At 56.3% G+C, this 16730-nt stretch carries 15 protein-coding genes and 1 pseudogene; 3 read left to right on the top strand and 13 right to left on the bottom strand.

Translation table 11 applies throughout. The annotated features are described in order from the left end of the window. Positions 1-65: 65 nt before the first annotated feature. Entirely contained in the window at positions 66-1172 is a 1107-nt protein-coding gene (gene asd / locus ACW14G_RS14760) for an aspartate-semialdehyde dehydrogenase (protein WP_249022650.1), read from the bottom strand. 232 nt (positions 1173-1404) lie between these two features. Here asd and ACW14G_RS14755 point away from each other — a divergent pair, with 232 nt between their 5' ends. Next, positions 1405-1998: a YhgN family NAAT transporter gene (locus tag ACW14G_RS14755; protein ID WP_035892151.1), complete on the top strand. Its 594-nt coding sequence runs from the start codon at positions 1405-1407 to the stop codon at positions 1996-1998. A gap of 55 nt (positions 1999-2053) precedes the next feature. On the opposite strand, the gene gntU is transcribed toward ACW14G_RS14755, so the two are convergent. The 5 genes from gntU to ACW14G_RS14730 all read right to left on the bottom strand — a co-directional run bounded on the left by gntU (position 2054) and on the right by ACW14G_RS14730 (position 7024). Continuing rightward, positions 2054-3394, bottom strand: a complete 1341-nt coding sequence (gene gntU, locus ACW14G_RS14750; protein WP_163446745.1) for a gluconate transporter — start codon at positions 3392-3394, stop codon at positions 2054-2056. Continuing rightward, positions 3391-3924, bottom strand: coding sequence for a gluconokinase (gene gntK / locus ACW14G_RS14745; protein WP_249022649.1), 534 nt, complete (start codon positions 3922-3924; stop codon positions 3391-3393). Before gntK ends, gntU begins: the two co-directional genes overlap by 4 nt. A gap of 147 nt (positions 3925-4071) precedes the next feature. Continuing rightward, on the bottom strand, positions 4072-5067 hold the full coding sequence (gntR, locus tag ACW14G_RS14740; RefSeq protein WP_064541405.1) for a gluconate operon transcriptional repressor GntR: 996 nt from the start codon (positions 5065-5067) through the stop codon (positions 4072-4074). A gap of 102 nt (positions 5068-5169) precedes the next feature. Beyond that, positions 5170-5865: a pirin family protein gene (locus tag ACW14G_RS14735; RefSeq protein ID WP_455648660.1), complete on the bottom strand. Its 696-nt coding sequence runs from the start codon at positions 5863-5865 to the stop codon at positions 5170-5172. Positions 5866-5986: 121 nt separating this feature from the next. Next, positions 5987-7024, bottom strand: a complete 1038-nt coding sequence (locus tag ACW14G_RS14730) for an oxidoreductase (protein ID WP_167574897.1) — start codon at positions 7022-7024, stop codon at positions 5987-5989. Positions 7025-7290: 266 nt separating this feature from the next. On the opposite strand from ACW14G_RS14730, the gene yhhY reads away from it, so the two are divergent. Next, on the top strand, positions 7291-7785 hold the full coding sequence (gene yhhY / locus ACW14G_RS14725; protein ID WP_167574896.1) for an N-acetyltransferase: 495 nt from the start codon (positions 7291-7293) through the stop codon (positions 7783-7785). 28 nt (positions 7786-7813) lie between these two features. Here yhhY and ACW14G_RS14720 read toward each other — a convergent pair whose 3' ends face one another. After that, on the bottom strand, positions 7814-9274 hold the full coding sequence (locus tag ACW14G_RS14720; protein ID WP_249022648.1) for a T6SS phospholipase effector Tle1-like catalytic domain-containing protein: 1461 nt from the start codon (positions 9272-9274) through the stop codon (positions 7814-7816). A 159-nt stretch (positions 9275-9433) separates the two neighbouring features. Beyond that, on the bottom strand, positions 9434-11179 hold the full coding sequence (gene ggt / locus ACW14G_RS14715; RefSeq protein WP_249023277.1) for a gamma-glutamyltransferase: 1746 nt from the start codon (positions 11177-11179) through the stop codon (positions 9434-9436). Between the two features lie 119 nt (positions 11180-11298). Here ggt and ACW14G_RS14710 point away from each other — a divergent pair. Then, positions 11299-11607 (top strand): annotated as a pseudogene (locus ACW14G_RS14710) (DUF2756 family protein); the annotation flags it as partial. Between the two features lie 8 nt (positions 11608-11615). On the opposite strand, the gene ugpQ reads toward ACW14G_RS14710, so the two are convergent. The 5 genes from ugpQ to ugpB all read right to left on the bottom strand — a co-directional run bounded on the left by ugpQ (position 11616) and on the right by ugpB (position 16625). Continuing rightward, positions 11616-12356 carry a glycerophosphodiester phosphodiesterase gene (gene ugpQ / locus ACW14G_RS14705; RefSeq protein ID WP_249022647.1) on the bottom strand — a complete coding sequence of 247 codons (741 nt, stop codon included), beginning with the start codon at positions 12354-12356 and terminating at the stop codon, positions 11616-11618. Continuing rightward, the gene (locus ACW14G_RS14700; RefSeq protein WP_249022646.1) at positions 12353-13423 is read right to left on the bottom strand and encodes a sn-glycerol-3-phosphate import ATP-binding protein UgpC; all 1071 of its coding nucleotides are present in this window, start codon (positions 13421-13423) and stop codon (positions 12353-12355) included. The genes ugpQ and ACW14G_RS14700 overlap by 4 nt, the downstream gene beginning before the upstream one ends. Before the next feature lies 1 nt (position 13424). After that, entirely contained in the window at positions 13425-14270 is an 846-nt protein-coding gene (gene ugpE / locus ACW14G_RS14695; RefSeq protein WP_223803742.1) for a sn-glycerol-3-phosphate ABC transporter permease UgpE, read from the bottom strand. Further along, positions 14267-15154: a sn-glycerol-3-phosphate ABC transporter permease UgpA gene (ugpA, locus tag ACW14G_RS14690; RefSeq protein WP_163446760.1), complete on the bottom strand. Its 888-nt coding sequence runs from the start codon at positions 15152-15154 to the stop codon at positions 14267-14269. The genes ugpE and ugpA overlap by 4 nt, the downstream gene beginning before the upstream one ends. Before the next feature lie 154 nt (positions 15155-15308). Further along, positions 15309-16625, bottom strand: coding sequence for a sn-glycerol-3-phosphate ABC transporter substrate-binding protein UgpB (gene ugpB, locus ACW14G_RS14685; RefSeq protein WP_455648659.1), 1317 nt, complete (start codon positions 16623-16625; stop codon positions 15309-15311). Between the last annotated feature and the right edge of the window lie 105 nt (positions 16626-16730).

Raw genomic sequence — 16730 nt, 5'->3', positions numbered from 1 at the left:
GTTTACTCCCTTGTATTACGCAAAAAAAAGGGGTGGTTCGCCACCCCTGATCGATGAATAAATGTTTACGCCAATTGACGTAGCATACGACGCAGCGGCTCGGCTGCGCCCCACAGGAGCTGGTCGCCAACGGTGAACGCTGACAGGTATTCCGGCCCCATATTCAGTTTGCGCAAACGCCCAACTGGCGTGGTCAGCGTACCGGTGACCGCCGCCGGGGTGAGTTCGCGCATCGTGATTTCACGATCGTTTGGCACCACTTTCGCCCACGGATTGTGCGCAGCCAGTAATTCCTCCACAGAACTTATGGAAATATCTTTTTTCAATTTCAGGGTGAATGCTTGGCTGTGGCAACGCAGCGCGCCGATACGTACGCATAACCCATCCACCGGAATCACCGAGGAGGTCGCGAGAATTTTGTTGGTTTCCGCCTGGCCTTTCCACTCTTCACGGCTCTGGCCGTTGTCGAGCTGCTTGTCGATCCACGGAATCAGGCCGCCCGCCAGCGGGACGCCAAAGTTATCAACCGGCAGATCGCCGCTGCGGGTCAAGGTGGTCACTTTGCGTTCGATGTCGAGGATGGCGGAAGCCGGGTCGGCCAGTTCGCTGGCAACGTGGTTGTGCAGCAGGCCCATTTGGGTCAGCAACTCGCGCATGTGGCGCGCGCCGCCGCCGGAAGCCGCCTGATAGGTAGCAACAGAGGCCCACTCAACCAGATCGTTGGCGAAGAGGCCGCCCAGCGACATCAGCATCAGGCTGACGGTGCAGTTACCGCCGACGAAGGTTTTAATCCCGTTGTTCAGACCGTCGGTGATGACCTGCTGGTTCACCGGGTCGAGAATAATGATGGCGTCATCTTTCATGCGCAGCGAGGAAGCTGCGTCAATCCAGTAACCCTGCCAGCCGCTTTCACGCAGCTTAGGATAGATTTCGTTGGTATAATCGCCGCCCTGACAGGTAACAATAATGTCGAGCGCCTTCAGCGCTTCAAGATCATAGGCGTCCTGAAGCTTACCACCGGCGGTGCCGCCGAACGACGGCGCAGCTTGACCTAACTGAGAGGTGGAGAAGAAGACCGGGCGAATGGCGTCAAAGTCGCGCTCTTCAACCATGCGTTGCATGAGTACAGAGCCGACCATCCCGCGCCAGCCGATAAAACCAACATTTTTCATAACGAATTTTCCTGCAGATATGTGCTGTTATTGCTTACCAGTTCCACTGGGCATCCCTTCACATTACAAAAAGCAGCTAAAGTCGCAAGTGAAATTAATCAATGATTGCAAAGCAATCAGAAATGCAACTTATTCCCCCAGTTATAGGGGACACATTTATCCACGTTGAACTCCGCAACGCAGACGATGTGTAGAGCAGAAATTCCACAACAATTATCAGGGAATTTGAGTCATGAGTGAAATCTTTTCCGCCGCTGTTTTATTGATCCTGATTATGGATCCACTGGGAAATTTGCCCATTTTTATGTCGGTGCTAAAACACACGGAACCCAAGCGCCGCAAGGCGATCATGATACGTGAGCTTTTAATCGCACTCCTACTGATGCTGATTTTTCTCTTCGCGGGCGAGAAGATTCTGGCGTTTTTAAACCTGCGCGCCGAGACGGTTTCCATCTCCGGCGGCATCATTTTATTCCTGATTGCTATTAAGATGATTTTCCCCAGCGCCACGGGGAACAGCTCGGGGCTACCGGCGGGTGAAGAACCGTTTATTGTCCCGCTTGCCATTCCACTGGTTGCCGGGCCGACGCTGCTGGCGACGCTGATGCTGCTGTCGCATCAGTATCCCAACAATCTGTCGCATCTGGTCATTGCGCTGCTGATTGCCTGGGGCGGCACAGTGGTGATTTTGCTGCAGTCGTCGCTGTTTCTGCGCCTGCTGGGCGAGAAAGGGGTTAACGCGTTAGAGCGTCTGATGGGATTGATTCTGGTGATGATGGCGACCCAGATGTTCCTGGACGGCATTCGGATGTGGATGAAGGGATAATAAATCGTTGCACCGTACAATCCCTCTCCCCATAGGGGAGAGGGAGCACTTCAGGTCAGCTCAGCAGCGAAAACGCCACCATACCGACAATCGCGCCTACCGTACCAAGAATGGTTTCCATCATGGTCCAGGTTTTCAGCGTCTGCGCTTCCGTCGCGCCGGTAAACTTACCGAACAGCCAGAAGCCTGCGTCGTTCACGTGGCTCACCACGATAGAACCGCCACCGATACAGATAGACAGCGCCGCCAGCTGAGCGCCGCTGTAATGCAGCTGTTCAATCACCGGCATCACCAGGCCAACCGCAGTCAGACACGCAACCGTCGCGGAACCCTGAATAATGCGCACCGCGGCGGCCAGAATGAAGCAGGTCAGCGCAATCGGCAGGCCCATCCCGGTCAGGGCTTCACCCAATGCCGGGCCGACGCCGGAATCCACCAGCACCTGTTTGAACACGCCGCCCGCACCGATAACCAGCAGAATAATCCCCGCTGGCTGCAAGGCCGCGCCACAGATCGCCATCACTTTGTCTTTTGCCATGCCCTGACGGAACGCCAGGCCATAAATCGCCACCAGGCAGGCAATCAGAATCGCGGTGAATGGGTGACCGATAAATTCAAACCACTGATAGGTTTCGGACTCCACCGGCACAAAGCGCGCGGCGATCGTTTTCAGACCCACCAGCACCAGCGGCAGCAGAATCAGCGCCAGGCTGAAGCCGAAGGACGGCATTTTGCCTTCGCCGAGGTGCGGCTCGGTAATGTCATCAGGAATATTCAGCTCAACGTAACGGCTGATAAAATTGCCCCACAGCGGCCCGGCAATAATCATCCCCGGAATCGCCGCACACAGGCCAATCAGAATCATCCAGCCAAAGTCGGCGTGCATTTGGGAAGCCAGCAGCATTGGCGCTGGCCCCGGCAGCAGAAACGCCGCAGCGGCTGCCACACCGGCAAACAGTGGAATCACCAGCTTCACCAGGTTGGTCCCGGTGTGACGCGCCATAGAGAACGCGACGCTAATCAGCAGCACGATCGCCACTTCAAAGAACAGCGGCAGCGCACAGATAAGGCCGGCGATACCAATGGCATAGTGCGCGCGGCTGTGGCCGAAGGATTTCAGCATTTTGACCGCAATCTGATCGACTGCGCCCGTCTCGTGCAGAATTTTGCCGAACATCGCGCCCAGCGCGACCACGATAGCCAGGAAGCCCAGCGTACCGCCCATGCCTTTCTCCATGGTTTCCGCGATTTTAATCAACGGCATACCGGAGAAAAGCCCTGCACCAATAGAAACCACCATCAAAGCCAGGAAGGCGTGCATACGCGCCTTCATGACTAAAAACAGCAGCAGTAAAACGGAACCCACTGCTGTTAAAACTAACGATAAAGTTGTCACGCGATACGGCCTTTGTTAATCACTTCAATGGTGCTGTCGATAACGCCTTCCAGCGGCTGATCGATATCAACCACCAGCACGTCGCGTTCGTCAACGCCCGGTTCTTGCAGGGTTTCGAACTGCGTCACCAGCATTTGGGTCTTGAAGAAGTGGCCCTTACGCGCTTTCAGACGGCTCTCAATCACCTCGAAATCCCCTTTCAGGTAGACGAAGGAGAGATTCGGGTTCCCTTCACGCAGAATGTCGCGGTACGCTTTTTTCAGCGCGGAGCAGACAATCAGCGAGACTTTGTTCGTGCGCTGCATGGCAAACGCGGCGTCATTCAGCGCCTGCAGCCAGGGTTTGCGGTCGTCGTCGTTCAGCGGTTCGCCGGAGGACATTTTGACGATATTGCTGCGCGGGTGCAGGAAATCGCCGTCCAGAAACGCGGCGTTCAGGCGATGTGCGACTTCGCTGGCAACGGCGGATTTACCGCTGCCGGATACGCCCATCAGTACATAAACGTGGTGATCGTGGTTAGTCGTGCTCAAGGCGTCCTCCTGTTGGGCACTGAGAATTTGTTACGGGTAACAGTTATCGGTAACATTGTCATGCTGAGCAACTGGATAAGCAATAACCATTCGTGCCGGAAGTGAATTACGAGTGAATATGTGTGATCTAGTTCAAACTTGTGAGGCCTAAATAGAACCACCCGGTGACAAAGTGAAACCTAAATCTAACATCTTCGGCGTCACTACCTCACCGCGAATACGGGCAAGCAGACGCTCCGCGCCAATACGCCCCATGCGCTCACGCGGCGTCAGGACACTGGCGAGACGCGGTTCCATCACCTGGCCGATATCGTGGCCGTGAAAACCGGCAATCGCGATATCGTCCGGAATTTTCAGCCCCAGGCGCTGGCACTCAAACGCCGCGCCGACCGCAAGGTCATCGTTGGTACAGAAAATGCCGTCCAGCCTGGAGAATTCGCGTCGTGCCTGGCGCATCAGTTCGATGCCGGAAGTGTAAGACGACGACTGCTCCACCATCACGCTATACGGCGTCAGGCCCGCGTCAAGCATCGCCTGCTCGTAGCCTTTCTGTTTGATAATAGTACGTTCATCGAGACGCGCGCCTAAATAGGCAATGTGGCGATGGCCGCGCGCGATAATTGCCGCCGTCATCTGCCGCGCCGCTTCAAAGTTATCGAAACCCACGGCGATATCGAGGCACGGAGACTGGCTATCCATGAGCTCAACTACCGGAATACCGGCAACTTCGATCATTTTCAGGGTACGCGGCGTGTGGGTACGTTCAGTGAGAATCAGGCCATCAATGTTCCAGGAGAGCATCGACTCGAGGCGCTCCTGCTCCATTTCCGGCTTGTAGCCGTAGTGGGCAAGCATCGTCTGATAGCCGTGGGCGTCGGTGACGCTTTCCACGCCGCGCAGCACTTCCGCAAAGACCTGGTTGGTTAATGAGGGCAGCAGCACGCCGATGGCGCGACTGGTCGCATTGGAGAGAATATCGGGAGCCCGATTGGGGATATAGCCCAGATCATCAAGCGCCGCCGCAATTTTACCGCGTAACGCTTCGGAAACCTGCTCCGGGTTACGTAAAAAACGGCTCACCGTCATTTTGGTTACGCCAACGCGATCGGCAACATCCTGAAGTACGGGTCTTTTCTTTTTCATCGTCCAAAGGCAAACAAAGGTGAAATATTGCTGAAGTTTACCACGGAGATGACGCAACCTCCCCGCAAGATTGGGGAGGTTGCGCTAATTATTTAAGACGGATCAAACTGGCGGCAGATCGAAGAGTAAAATTTCGCTTTCGCTGTCGGCGTGAACCGAAATCGCCTGCTCATCCCAAATCGCCAGACCATCGCTGGTGGTGGCTTTGGTACCATTAATCGAAACTTCGCCTTTCACTGCCTGAATCCACACGCGGCGGTCGGCGGCAATCTGGTGCACCGATTGTTCGCCTTTTGCCAGCGCCCAGCGGTACAGTTCCATATCCTGGTAAACCTTCAGCGAACCTTCACGCGCATCCGGCGACAGCACCAGCTGTTTGCCCTGCGCGGCGTCGAAGCGACGCTGTTCGTAGCGCGGCGTGATGCCGGTTTTTTCTGGAATAATCCAGATCTGATACAGGTGCAGCTTATCGGTGGCGCTCGGGTTGTACTCCGAGTGACGCACCCCGGTACCGGCGCTCATAATCTGGAACTCGCCCGCCGGAACCTGCTCTTTGTTACCCATGCTGTCCTGGTGCTCCACGGCGCCTTCCAGCACGTAGGTCAGGATTTCCATGTCTTTGTGCGGGTGAGTACCGAACCCCTGGCCTGCATCAATCACGTCATCGTTAATGACGCGCAGCGCCGAGAAGCCCATGTAATTCGGATCGTAGTAGTCGGCAAAAGAGAAGGTATGCCAGGAATCCAGCCAACCATGATTCGCGTGACCACGTTCATTTGCTTTGCGTAAGAAAATCATTTTTTACCCCCTCATGTTTTCGATGAAACAAGTTTGGACGTAAACCGCTCAGGATGATAGTGGGTGAAAATTGACTCCTCTGTTCAAAAAATATGAACAAGAACAGAGGAGCCATTTTTACTTATTTGGCAAGGGTAATCGTGGCAGGAGACGGTTGCTCAAAGGCGCGCTCAAGCAGTTCCATATTGGTGAGAGCCTCAGTTTCCTTGACGAAATTCGGCGCGCCTTGGGTCAGCGTCTGATACAGCGCATCGTACACGCGACCATAGTCGCCACGCTCGGCCTGCCACTGCTCTTTTACCGTTTCCCCCGCGTCGTTGACGTACTCCAGCTGTGCCAGTGAACTATCCGCCGCAAAGCCCGCATCGCCCGGCATAATGCCCGCTTTCAGGCTGGTTTCCTGCTGATCGATACCGTACTTCACGAAGGAACCTTTGGTGCCGTGCACGATAAATTTCGGGTAGTCGATTTTCACCAGGTGACTGGTTTTCACTATCGCCTTCAGGTTGCCGTAGAACAGCTGAGCTTCAAAGGTATCATCCGGATTGGCCGGATTGCGCAGGCTGCGAATGTCGTACGCCGCGTGATCCGGACGACCAAACAGCGAGATGATTTGGTCCATGGTGTGCACGCCCAGGCCATAAAACGCGCCATCCTGTGGACGGCCCGGCTGGGTCGGCGCTTCCGGACGGTAGTAGTCAAAGTGGCTTTCTACTTCAATAATCTCGCCCAGCTTACCGCTCTCAATGGCTTTTTTGGCGGTCAGGAAGCAGGAGTCAAAGCGACGGTTCTGATACGGAGAGACGGTCAGCCCTTTGCTTTTCGCTAACGCAAACAGTTCCTTCGCTTCCGCCAGCGTCGGGGTGAACGGTTTTTCTACCAGTACGTTCTTGCCCGCTTCCAGCGCTTTTTTCGCGTACTCGAAGTGGCTATCAGCATGGGTGCAAACCACCACCAGCTTCACCTGCGGATCGTGCAGAATATCGTTCAGCTCGCTGGTGAAGTGAATGTGCGCATACTGCGGCGCCTGCTCGTCCGGCTTCGGACTGCGGCGATAGATATGCGCCACGTGCCAGTCGGCTTTGCGGTGCAGAACGTAGGGAAGATGGTAGCGGGTGGTGCTTTTGCCAAAGCCGATAAAGGCGCAGTGCAGAGTCATGGTTCAGTCCTTTTGAAGAGTTTGCTGAATACCATAGCGCAATGACAGACAAAAAAAAGCCAGCAATAAGCTGGCTAAAGTAATACTGGAAGCAATGTGAGCAATGTCGTGCTTTCAGGAACTCCGCAAGGACGCCCTGAATGCAGGACAATAATAATCATTCTCATTCGCAACTGTCCAGTGATTTTTGCAAAAAAAGCTAATTGACGCACATTTCAAAATCAATGATGTTAAAAGGGACTTTTACACCACAAAGGAAATGAAGAATGAGTGACATCGTGATACGCCACGCTGAACCCAAAGATTTCGACGCTATCCGTCAGATCCACGCCCAGCCGGAGGTGTATCACAACACGCTACAGGTGCCTCATCCTTCCAGCCACATGTGGCAAGAGCGGCTAGCCGACCAGCCAGGTATCAAGCAACTGGTCGCCTGCATCGATGAACAGGTGGTTGGCCACCTCAGTATTGCCATCCCCCAACGCCCTCGCCGCAGCCACGTCGCCGATTTTGGTATTTGCGTCGATGCCCGCTGGCAAAACCGCGGCGTCGCCAGCGCGCTCATGCGCACCATGATCGATATGTGCGACAACTGGCTGCGCGTCGACCGCATTGAACTCACCGTGTTTGTCGATAACGCGCCGGCGGTGGCGGTGTATCAAAAGCACGGGTTTGAGATCGAAGGCACCGGGCGCAACTATGCGCTGCGTAATGGGGAGTATGTGGATGCCTATTTTATGGCGCGGGTGAAACCCATTTAAACCGTTCGCCCGGCCACGTGCCGGGCACTCACCACTTTTTGCCGTTCAAATCGTAGACGGTCCTGACCCACCCTTCATCAGGTCTATTCACAAAGCCGAGCGTTTCCGCTACCGCCGCGCCGCCATAAAGCTCGCCTGCATCATTCACCGTCACGCTGTTCCAGTTAGCCGAGCAGTGAATATAGTCCTGCGCCAGCGTATCTAATTCCTGCGTGCTAAACCCGTTTATCCGCGATCCTACGCGTACCGCCTTCCCCATTTGTCTGGCGCGCTCGACAAGGGGTATTAACGCCTCCGGCAAGTGTAGCGTCGGCTCATCAAACAGCACGCCGGCAGCACGTGCCGCATCCAGCATCACCCATAACGCGGCCTGCGACCAGTCGGCGCTGACCAGTCGCTGCCGCAAGGTCAACGCCGCAAAACATCGTCTTTGCATCTGCCCGTAGCGATCGTTCGGGGCAAATTCATCCTCCCAGGTAGCCGGCATCACCGAGTGCGTTCGCATTAAGGGAGCCATTGCGGGAGCGTTGTTGAGTGCGGAAAGCTGCGCGACAGCTTGCCGATAAACCCGTGATCGTTCGCCTGGCTCATTCCACGGCACCGTCTCAACCTGCGGGCGCGTGAGAAAGAGATCCTCACGCATTCGCGGCAGATAGCCGCCGCCGATATCCGAATGCGCACCCGGTAGCAAAAGCTCCGGCCATGCTGGTGCAACGCTGTTCAGCGCAAAGTTATAGCGGCATTCATGCTGAGCGACGATGTGAAAAACGTGTTCCGCCACGCCCGGACGCAGTACAAGATTGACCTCGCCGGTGTCAGGGCCGTGGGGATCCATACCGTTGGCAAGCGTCGCGATAGCGGCAACGGTATCAAATAGACCAATAAAGCGGCAGCGTATCCGTGGCAGATCGCCTACGGCAGAGGCAATAGCGCGAAAGATAGCCGGATCTTCCGATTGAATACGATTGGCAAAATGGCGAGCCGCCGCCGCACCGCGGCTGAAGCCAAAGAGATCGAACAGCACGCAATCAACTACCCACGGACCACTTAACGAAGCGAGTGCTGCCGACACCGCTGACACCAGACGGGCAATAGCCTCATCAGTTTTGGCTATCACGCCATATTCTCCGGTGCCAAAACCCATCCCGATGACGCAATCAGGCTTTCCCACGCAGGTACCCACGCCCTCAATATAAATCGCCTGTTGAATCCGTTCCTTCCCGGCAGAATCGGGGAGCGCGTAGAGCGCCTGCAACGCGTAAATATTGGTGTAATAGCCGAGATAGCTCGCCGCTTGCGTACCGCTTACCCCGAAATGCGTTTGGGCATGACGCCTGAAAAGGGGCTCTGCCTCGACGCTGTCGATATTTCCGTGCTGTTGACGAAAAATCTCCACCATTTTTTGGGTGGTTAACGCATTATTGCCCGTACCATCAAAAAAGATCCCCAGCGCAAGCGTCACCCTTCTTACCGGTACCTCTGCGTCCATCACGCCCCCTCTTGCTGAATAAAGAGGTCAACATGACACGGTGATTTTCGCAGGCAAAAACGTTTTTCGTTACAGCTCGCGATTAACGGTAAGCAATTCTCTTATCTATTTATTGAAGTTATCTGATCTAACATTTTATAGTTAGATCAGATATATAGCTTAATAACCCGCAGTTAAATCATCCGGCGAACGCGGGTCCGAGGCCCCATACAGCGTCCCGTCCGGGTCGACCATAATGCTCTGCGTGCTGCCCATCGCCTCTTTCAGCGCCACTTTCTGCCCTTTCGCCTCCAGCAGCTTGAGCGTGTCCGGGCTAAAGCCCTTCTCGACCCGCAGTTCGTCCGGCAGCCACTGGTGGTGGAAACGCGGCGCGTTGGTGGCTTCCGCCACGTTCATACCAAAATCGATGCTGTTGACCACCATCTGCAGCACCGTGGTGATAATACGACTACCGCCCGGGCTACCGGTCACCAGCCATGTCTTGCCGTCTTTGACGACGATGGTCGGCGACATTGACGACAGCGGGCGTTTCTTCGCCTCTACCGCGTTGGCGTCACCCCCTACCAGCCCATAGACGTTCGGCACGCCGGGCTTGGCGGAAAAGTCATCCATTTCGTTATTCATCAGAATGCCGGTGTTACCCGCCACGATACCGGTGCCGAAGGTGGTATTGAGGGTGTAGGTCACCGCCACCGCATTGCCGTCTTTATCCACCACCGAAAAATGGGTGGTCTGGTTGCTTTCGTATGGGGCCAGCTTGCCGGGTTTAATCTGGCTGGAAGGCTTGGCTTTGTTGATATCAATCTGGTCGGCAATTGATTTAGCGTAGGCTTTGTTGGTCAGCGCCTGCCACGGTACCTTCACAAAGTCCGGGTCGCCGAGATATTCCGAACGGTCGGCATAGGCATGCTTCTCCGCTTCGGCCATAAGCTGCATCGCATCAGCGCTGCCAAAACCGTATTTATGCAGATCGAAGTTTTCCAGAATATTAAGAATTTGCACGATGTGAATCCCGCCGGAAGACGGCGGCGGCATGGAGAATACTTCATAGCCGCGATAGGTGCCGCTAATAGGCGTGCGCTCGACGGCCTTGTAATTCGCCAGATCCGCCTTACTCAACAGCCCGCCGTTTTTCTGCATCTCTTCGGCAATTTGATCGGCAATCGCCCCTTTGTAGAACGCATCCGGCCCGTGCTCGGCAATCAGCTCCAGGCTTTTCGCCAGATTAGCCTGCACCAGCTTATCCCCCTTCTTCAGCGGTTCACCGTTTTTCCAGAAGATGGCCTTGCTGTTGGCGTGATTCGGCAGTACTTCGCTGCCGTAGGTTTTCAGATCGTCGGCCAGCGCATCGTTAACGATAAAACCCTCTTGCGCCAGCTTCAGCGCCGGGCGAATGACTTTGTTGAGCGGCAGTGTGCCGTATTTTTCCAGCGCCAGGGAGAAACCGGCGACGGTGCCCGGCGTGCCGGAAGCCAGATGCGAAGTCAGCGATTTTTTACTGTCCGGGTTGCCGTGATCGTCGAGGAACATGTCGCGCGTTGCCTGCTCCGGAGCCATTTCACGGAAATCGATCGCCGTGGTTTTACCGTCTTTGGTGCGCAGCAGCATAAATCCGCCGCCGCCGAGGTTACCGGCCTGCGGGTGCGTAACCGCCAGCGCGTAGCCAACCGCCACCGCCGCGTCGACGGCATTGCCGCCCTGGCGCAAAATCTCCACGCCGACTCGCGTGGCGGCGGCATCCACCGAGGCCACCATGCCCTGCTGGGCGCGGACGGGATGAAACACATCTTCTTCCACGCCGTAGGAGACGGGAGGCGGAGGCGGCGCGGCTACGGCGCTAAAACAGCTTCCTGAGAGCAGAGCAGCAAGGGCTACCCGGCGGAAAAACGTCGGCGTTGTTATCATCATCATTCTCCAGAGCGTGCGGTGAGGTCCCCACTAAGCCTGGTTCAAAATGCTGAAATAATCCTCGTTCTGGCGGGAAAGGAGTAAACTTAAGAGATCCCCTACAAGGAGGAAAGATGATGAAACGATTACTGATTCTCGCAGCGCTGCTGCCGTTCACCGCGCTGGCTGCGCCGTTGAACATCGACAATAACCCGAACCAGCCGGGTTATGAGATCCCCAGCCAGCAGCGCATGCAGTCGCGAATGTTGAACCAACAACAGCAGCAGAAAGGGATGCTGAATCAACAGCGGCAGGTGCAGACGCAGCAGCAACAGCTGCATCTGCAAAACCAGCTCAAGGCCAACCAGCAGCGGGTACAACAGGCCCAGCCGGGTATGCTCACCCCGAATCAGCAGCCGCTGCCCAACAACAACGGCGGCATGCTGAAGCAGTATTAAGGCTGGAAATCCGGGCCAATGACGTCAATCGCATCGGTACAGATGCAGTTCACGCCCCAGCGCAGCAGCTCCCGCGCGCGCTGGGGGTTATTGACCGTATAAACCAGAATCTTTAACCCGGCCTCGCGCAGCGCATCCACGCGCGCCTCATCGAGTAAACGATGGTTAAGGTGAATGGAAACGCAGCCCAGTCGCGTGGTCAGCTCACGCCAGTCGTCGCGCCACTCGTCGAGCAGCAGGCCGCGCGGCAGCTCTGGTGCGGCAAGCTGCGCCGCTTCCAGCGCATCGATTTCAAACGACGATAGCAGTGGCGGCGTCATGTCGGCCCACAGCTCGCGGGCGGCCAGCGCCACGACTTTGCCGGTCAGCGGGCCGGTGCCTGTGGTGGGTTTAATCTCAATATTCGCCATCATGCCGTGCTGACGGCAGCGTTCCGCCACCTGCGACAGCAGCGGCAGCGGTTCACCCTTAAAGCTGCTGGCAAACCAGCTGCCCGCGTCCACACGTAGCAGATCCTGCCAGTTCAGATCGCCTGCCACGCCCCAGCCGTTGCTGGTGCGTTCAAGGTTATCGTCATGCAGCAGAAAGATCTGCTCGTCTTTCGACAGCTTGGCGTCAAACTCAATCATGGTATGCCCATAGCGCGCACCCACGTCGATCGCCGCCAACGTATTTTCCGGCGCTAATTTGCCGCCGCCGCGATGGGCGACGATATGAGGATAGGGCCAGTTGCTCATACTCGCATTCCTGTTTCACCGTCAAAGAGGTGCAGATGTTCATCCGGCAGATGTAACCACAGCGTAGTGCCTGCATTCGGGCGCTGCTGGTGCGGCAGGCGCACCACCATTTTCAATTCACCAAAGCGCCCGTGCGCCAGGTTATCTGCACCTAAAATTTCCAGCGTGTCGATGACCATCGGCACACCGCCTTCCGCCTGCGAGCTTAACGCAATATGTTCCGGGCGGATACCCAGCGTCATGCGACGTCCGGCATATTCACGACGCCCTGCCGGAATCGGGAGCTGCATTCCATTAGACAACACAAAGCGCGTGCCGGACGCATCCAGTTGCCCGTCCAGCAGGTTCATTGCCGGGCTGCCGATAAAGCTCGCCACAAAACGGCTGGCCGGTTTCTCATACACTTCCACCGGCGTGCCGATTTGTTCGGCAATGCCTTTGTTCATCACCATCACCCGCTGGGCAAGGGTCATCGCCTCCACCTGGTCGTGAGTGACGTAAAGCGAGGTTGTTTTCAGACGACGATGCAGTTGCTGTAGTTCAAGACGCATCTGCACGCGCAGCTTGGCATCGAGGTTAGAGAGCGGCTCATCAAACAGGAACACCGCCGGGTCGCGTACGATGGCGCGGCCCATCGCCACGCGCTGGCGCTGGCCGCCGGACAGTTCGCGCGGACGGCGCTTCAGCAGGCCATCCAGCTCAAGAATACGCGCCGCTTCCCGCACCTTTTCCGCGATGTGCGCTTTCCCCATACCGCGAATTTTCAGCCCCCAGGCCATATTCTCTTCCACGCTCATATGCGGGTAGAGGGCGTAGTTCTGGAACACCATCGCAATGCCGCGATCCTTCGGCTCCATTTCGGTGACGCGCTTGCGATCGATCCAGATGTCGCCGCTGGTCACTCGCTCAAGCCCGGCCACCATGCGCAGCAGCGTCGACTTACCGCAGCCCGACGGGCCGACCATCACAATAAACTCGCCGTCCGCCACGTCCAGCGTCAGCGGTTGAATCACCTGGGTTTTGCCGTCCCAGCTTTTGCTTACTGCCTGTAATTTCAGTCCTGCCATGTTATTTCTCACTGTCCACTAAACCACGCACAAACGCCCGTTGCATGGCTAAAACGATAACGACCGGAGGGATAAGGGTGAGCAGCATTGCCGCCATCACCTGATTCCACTGCGTGGTGCCTTGCCCAATGGCGATCATGCCTTTGATGCCCGCCACGGCGGTGCCGAGATTGACGTCGGTGATGATCAACAGCGGCCAGAGATACTGGTTCCAGCCATAGATAAAGGTGATAACGAACAGCGCCGCGAGGTTGGTTTTTGACAGCGGCAGCACGATGTCGCGGAAGAAACGCATCGGCGAGGCGCCGTCAATGCGCGCGGCTTCAATCAGCTCGTCCGGCAAGGTCATAAAGAACTGACGGAACAGGAAAGTCGCGGTGGCCGAGGCCATCAACGGCAGCGTCAGGCCCGCGTAGCTGTCGAGCATTTTCAGGTTGGCAATCACTTCTACCGTCGGGAAGATACGCACTTCGACCGGCAGCATCAGGGTGATAAAAATCATCCAGAAGAACAGGTTACGCAGCGGGAAGCGAAACCAGACAATGGCAAACGCCGACAGCATCGAGACGGTAATTTTGCCGACGGTGATGGCGAAGGCCATGATGAAGCTGTTGAGCATCATCAACCAGAACGGCGCGCTGTTGGCCCCGACGCCGTTCACCCAGATGGCCTTCATGTTCTCAAACAGATGGCCACCGGGGATCAGCGTCATCGGCGTTGCAAATACCGCTTTGTCGTCCAGCGTTGCCGCGGTGAACGCGACGTACAGCGGGAAGAGAATCACGATAATCCCCAGGATCAGCATGGTGTGGCTGAAAATAGTCAGCCCGCGACGGTTCTCAATCATTGGTAACGCACCTTTCTTTCCACGTAGCGGAACTGCACCACGGTCAGGATGATGACGAGGAACATCAGCACCACCGATTGCGCGGCAGAGGCCGAGAGATCCAGCCCGGCGAACCCTTCACGGTAAATCTTATAAATCAGCGTGGTGGTGGCCTGTACCGGGCCGCCTGCCGTCGCGGCATCAATCACCGGGAAGGTATCAAAGAAGGCGTAAACCAGGTTCACCACCAGCAGGAAGAAACTCACCGGCGCAATCAGCGGCAGCGCCAGCTTGAAGAAGCGGCGAATCGGGCCGGCGCCGTCGATGGCGGCAGCTTCTACCAGCGAGCGCGGAATCGACTGCAGAGCGGCGAAGAAGAACAGAAAGTTGTAGCTGATTTGCTTCCACACCGAGGCGAAGACCACCAGGAACATCGCCTGGCCGCTATTCTGCGCGTGGTTCCAGTCGTAGCCGAACTCACCGAGAACGTGGGTAATCAGCCCGCGTCCTGGGTTGAACAGGAAGATCCACAGTACCGCGGCAACGGCGGGGGCAACGGCGTATGGCAGCAGCATCAGCGTCTGGTAGAGACGACTGCCGCGCACGACATAATCCACCAGGGCAGCAAAAACCAGCGACACCAGCAGGCCGCTCACCGTTACCATGGCGCTGAACTTAATGGTCGTCCAGAAGGCGTCGAGATAGTAAGGGTCATGAAACAGCGTGACGAAGTTATCCAGGCCAACAAACTGGCTGGAGAGCCCAAACGGGTCGACGCTTTGCAACGAGTACCACAGCGCTTCGCCGGCGGGCCAGATAAAGAAAATAACGGTGATAATCAGCTGCGGGGCGACCAATGCATAGGGCAGCCAGCGCGATTTAAACACCGGACGGGATGATGACATAGTTAAACTCTGCGTTGGTTTTCCCCTCACCCCGGCCCTCTCCCCAAAGGGGCGAGGGAGAAAAGACAACCCGGTGCAATCTCTACCAGACGGCGCCGAACGGTACCCTCTCCCCTATGGGGAGAGGGTTAGGGTGAGGGGTAAGGCGGTTAAATTAAGACTTGGTCGATTGCTCGAAGCGACGCAGCAGCTGGTTCCCGCGCTCTACCGCAGAATCCAGCGCCTGCTGAGGCGTTTTCTTCCCGGTCCAGACGCTTTCCAGCTCTTCATCCACGATGGTACGAATCTGCGGCATGTTGCCCAGACGCAGGCCTTTGGTGAACGGCAACGGTGGTTTGTTCAGCATCTGACGGGTCGCGATATCCGCGCCTGGGTTCTTGTCGTAGAAGCCCTGCTGGCGGGTCAAATCGTACGCGGCGGTGGTGATCGGCAGGTAGCCGGTTTTCTGGTGCCATTCGGCGGCAATTTCCGGCTTCGCCAGGAACTCGAGGAATTTCGCCACGCCGGTATAGGTCTCTTTATCTTTACCCTGCATCACCCACAGGCTCGCCCCGCCGATGATGGCATTCTGCGGTGCGCCCTTGACGTCGGCATCGTACGGCATCATGCCGACGCCGTAGTTGAATTTGGTGTAATGGCGAATATCCGCCAGCGAGCCGGAGGACGCGGTCGTGATCGCACAGTCGCCGTTGTAGAACTTCTCGGTGGATTCGTCTTTACGTCCGAAGTAGCTGAAGTCGCCCTTCTTGTTCAGATCGGCAAGCAGCGCGATATGTTTAACCTGCTCCGGCTTGTTGAACTCCAGCACCGCATCGGTACCGTCGAAGCCGTTGTTTTTGCTGGCGACCGGCAGACCGTGCCAGGCACTGAAGTTTTCAATCTGGATCCAGCCCTGCCAGCCGCTGGCGTAGCCGCACTTCATACCGGCGGCTTTCAGCTTCGCGGTGTAGTCAGCCAGGTCCTGCCAGGTTTTCGGCGGCTGTTCCGGGTCTAAACCGGCTTTTTTGAAGGCATCTTTGTTGTAGTACAGCACCGGGGTAGAGCTGTTAAACGGCTGAGAGAGCAGATGCCCGGTTTTGGCATCGGTGTAGTAACCGGATACCGTCGGCACAAACTGAGATTCGTCAAACGTGATCCCGGCATCGCTGAACACCTGATACACCGGCTTAATCGCTTTTGACGCCATCATGGTGGCGGTGCCCACTTCATACACCTGTAGAATCGCCGGCGCATTGCCGGTACGGAAAGCGGCGATACCCGCGCTCAGGCTCTGCTCGTAGTTGCCTTTGTAGATCGGGGTAATTTTGTAGTCCGGGTTGGCGGCGTTAAAACGCTGCGCCAGGGAGTCAACTTCTTTGCCCAGCTCGCCTTCCATGGAGTGCCAGAACGGAATTGTGGTCACTGCCATCGCCTGGCTCGCCAATGCCAGACTTAACGCCAATCCTAAAGCTGTATGTCGTAACGATATCATCGGTTATCTCTCTTTTTGTGCCGGGATGCGCGATATCACGCGTTTTATGTTCGCGGGGGTAACATGACATGCTCGAATGACAGAAAAATAACTTTTTTATTACAA

The sequence above is a fragment of the Kluyvera sp. genome, from assembly GCF_965301105.1.
Note: the sequence above shows the minus strand (reverse complement) of the source record. Positions and strands in the feature narration are given on the sequence as shown.

Coding starts and splice junctions, on each gene's coding strand:
- ugpE (WP_223803742.1), bottom strand. CDS start 14,270: ATGATTGAGAACCGTCGCGGGCTGACTATTTTCAGCCACACCATGCTG.
- ggt (WP_249023277.1), bottom strand. CDS start 11,179: ATGATAACAACGCCGACGTTTTTCCGCCGGGTAGCCCTTGCTGCTCTG.
- ACW14G_RS14735 (WP_455648660.1), bottom strand. CDS start 5,865: ATGATTTTCTTACGCAAAGCAAATGAACGTGGTCACGCGAATCATGGT.
- yhhY (WP_167574896.1), top strand. CDS start 7,291: ATGAGTGACATCGTGATACGCCACGCTGAACCCAAAGATTTCGACGCT.
- ugpQ (WP_249022647.1), bottom strand. CDS start 12,356: ATGAGCAACTGGCCCTATCCTCATATCGTCGCCCATCGCGGCGGCGGC.
- ACW14G_RS14755 (WP_035892151.1), top strand. CDS start 1,405: ATGAGTGAAATCTTTTCCGCCGCTGTTTTATTGATCCTGATTATGGAT.
- gntR (WP_064541405.1), bottom strand. CDS start 5,067: ATGAAAAAGAAAAGACCCGTACTTCAGGATGTTGCCGATCGCGTTGGC.
- ACW14G_RS14700 (WP_249022646.1), bottom strand. CDS start 13,423: ATGGCAGGACTGAAATTACAGGCAGTAAGCAAAAGCTGGGACGGCAAA.
- asd (WP_249022650.1), bottom strand. CDS start 1,172: ATGAAAAATGTTGGTTTTATCGGCTGGCGCGGGATGGTCGGCTCTGTA.
- ugpA (WP_163446760.1), bottom strand. CDS start 15,154: ATGTCATCATCCCGTCCGGTGTTTAAATCGCGCTGGCTGCCCTATGCA.
- ugpB (WP_455648659.1), bottom strand. CDS start 16,625: ATGATATCGTTACGACATACAGCTTTAGGATTGGCGTTAAGTCTGGCA.
- ACW14G_RS14730 (WP_167574897.1), bottom strand. CDS start 7,024: ATGACTCTGCACTGCGCCTTTATCGGCTTTGGCAAAAGCACCACCCGC.
- ACW14G_RS14720 (WP_249022648.1), bottom strand. CDS start 9,274: ATGGACGCAGAGGTACCGGTAAGAAGGGTGACGCTTGCGCTGGGGATC.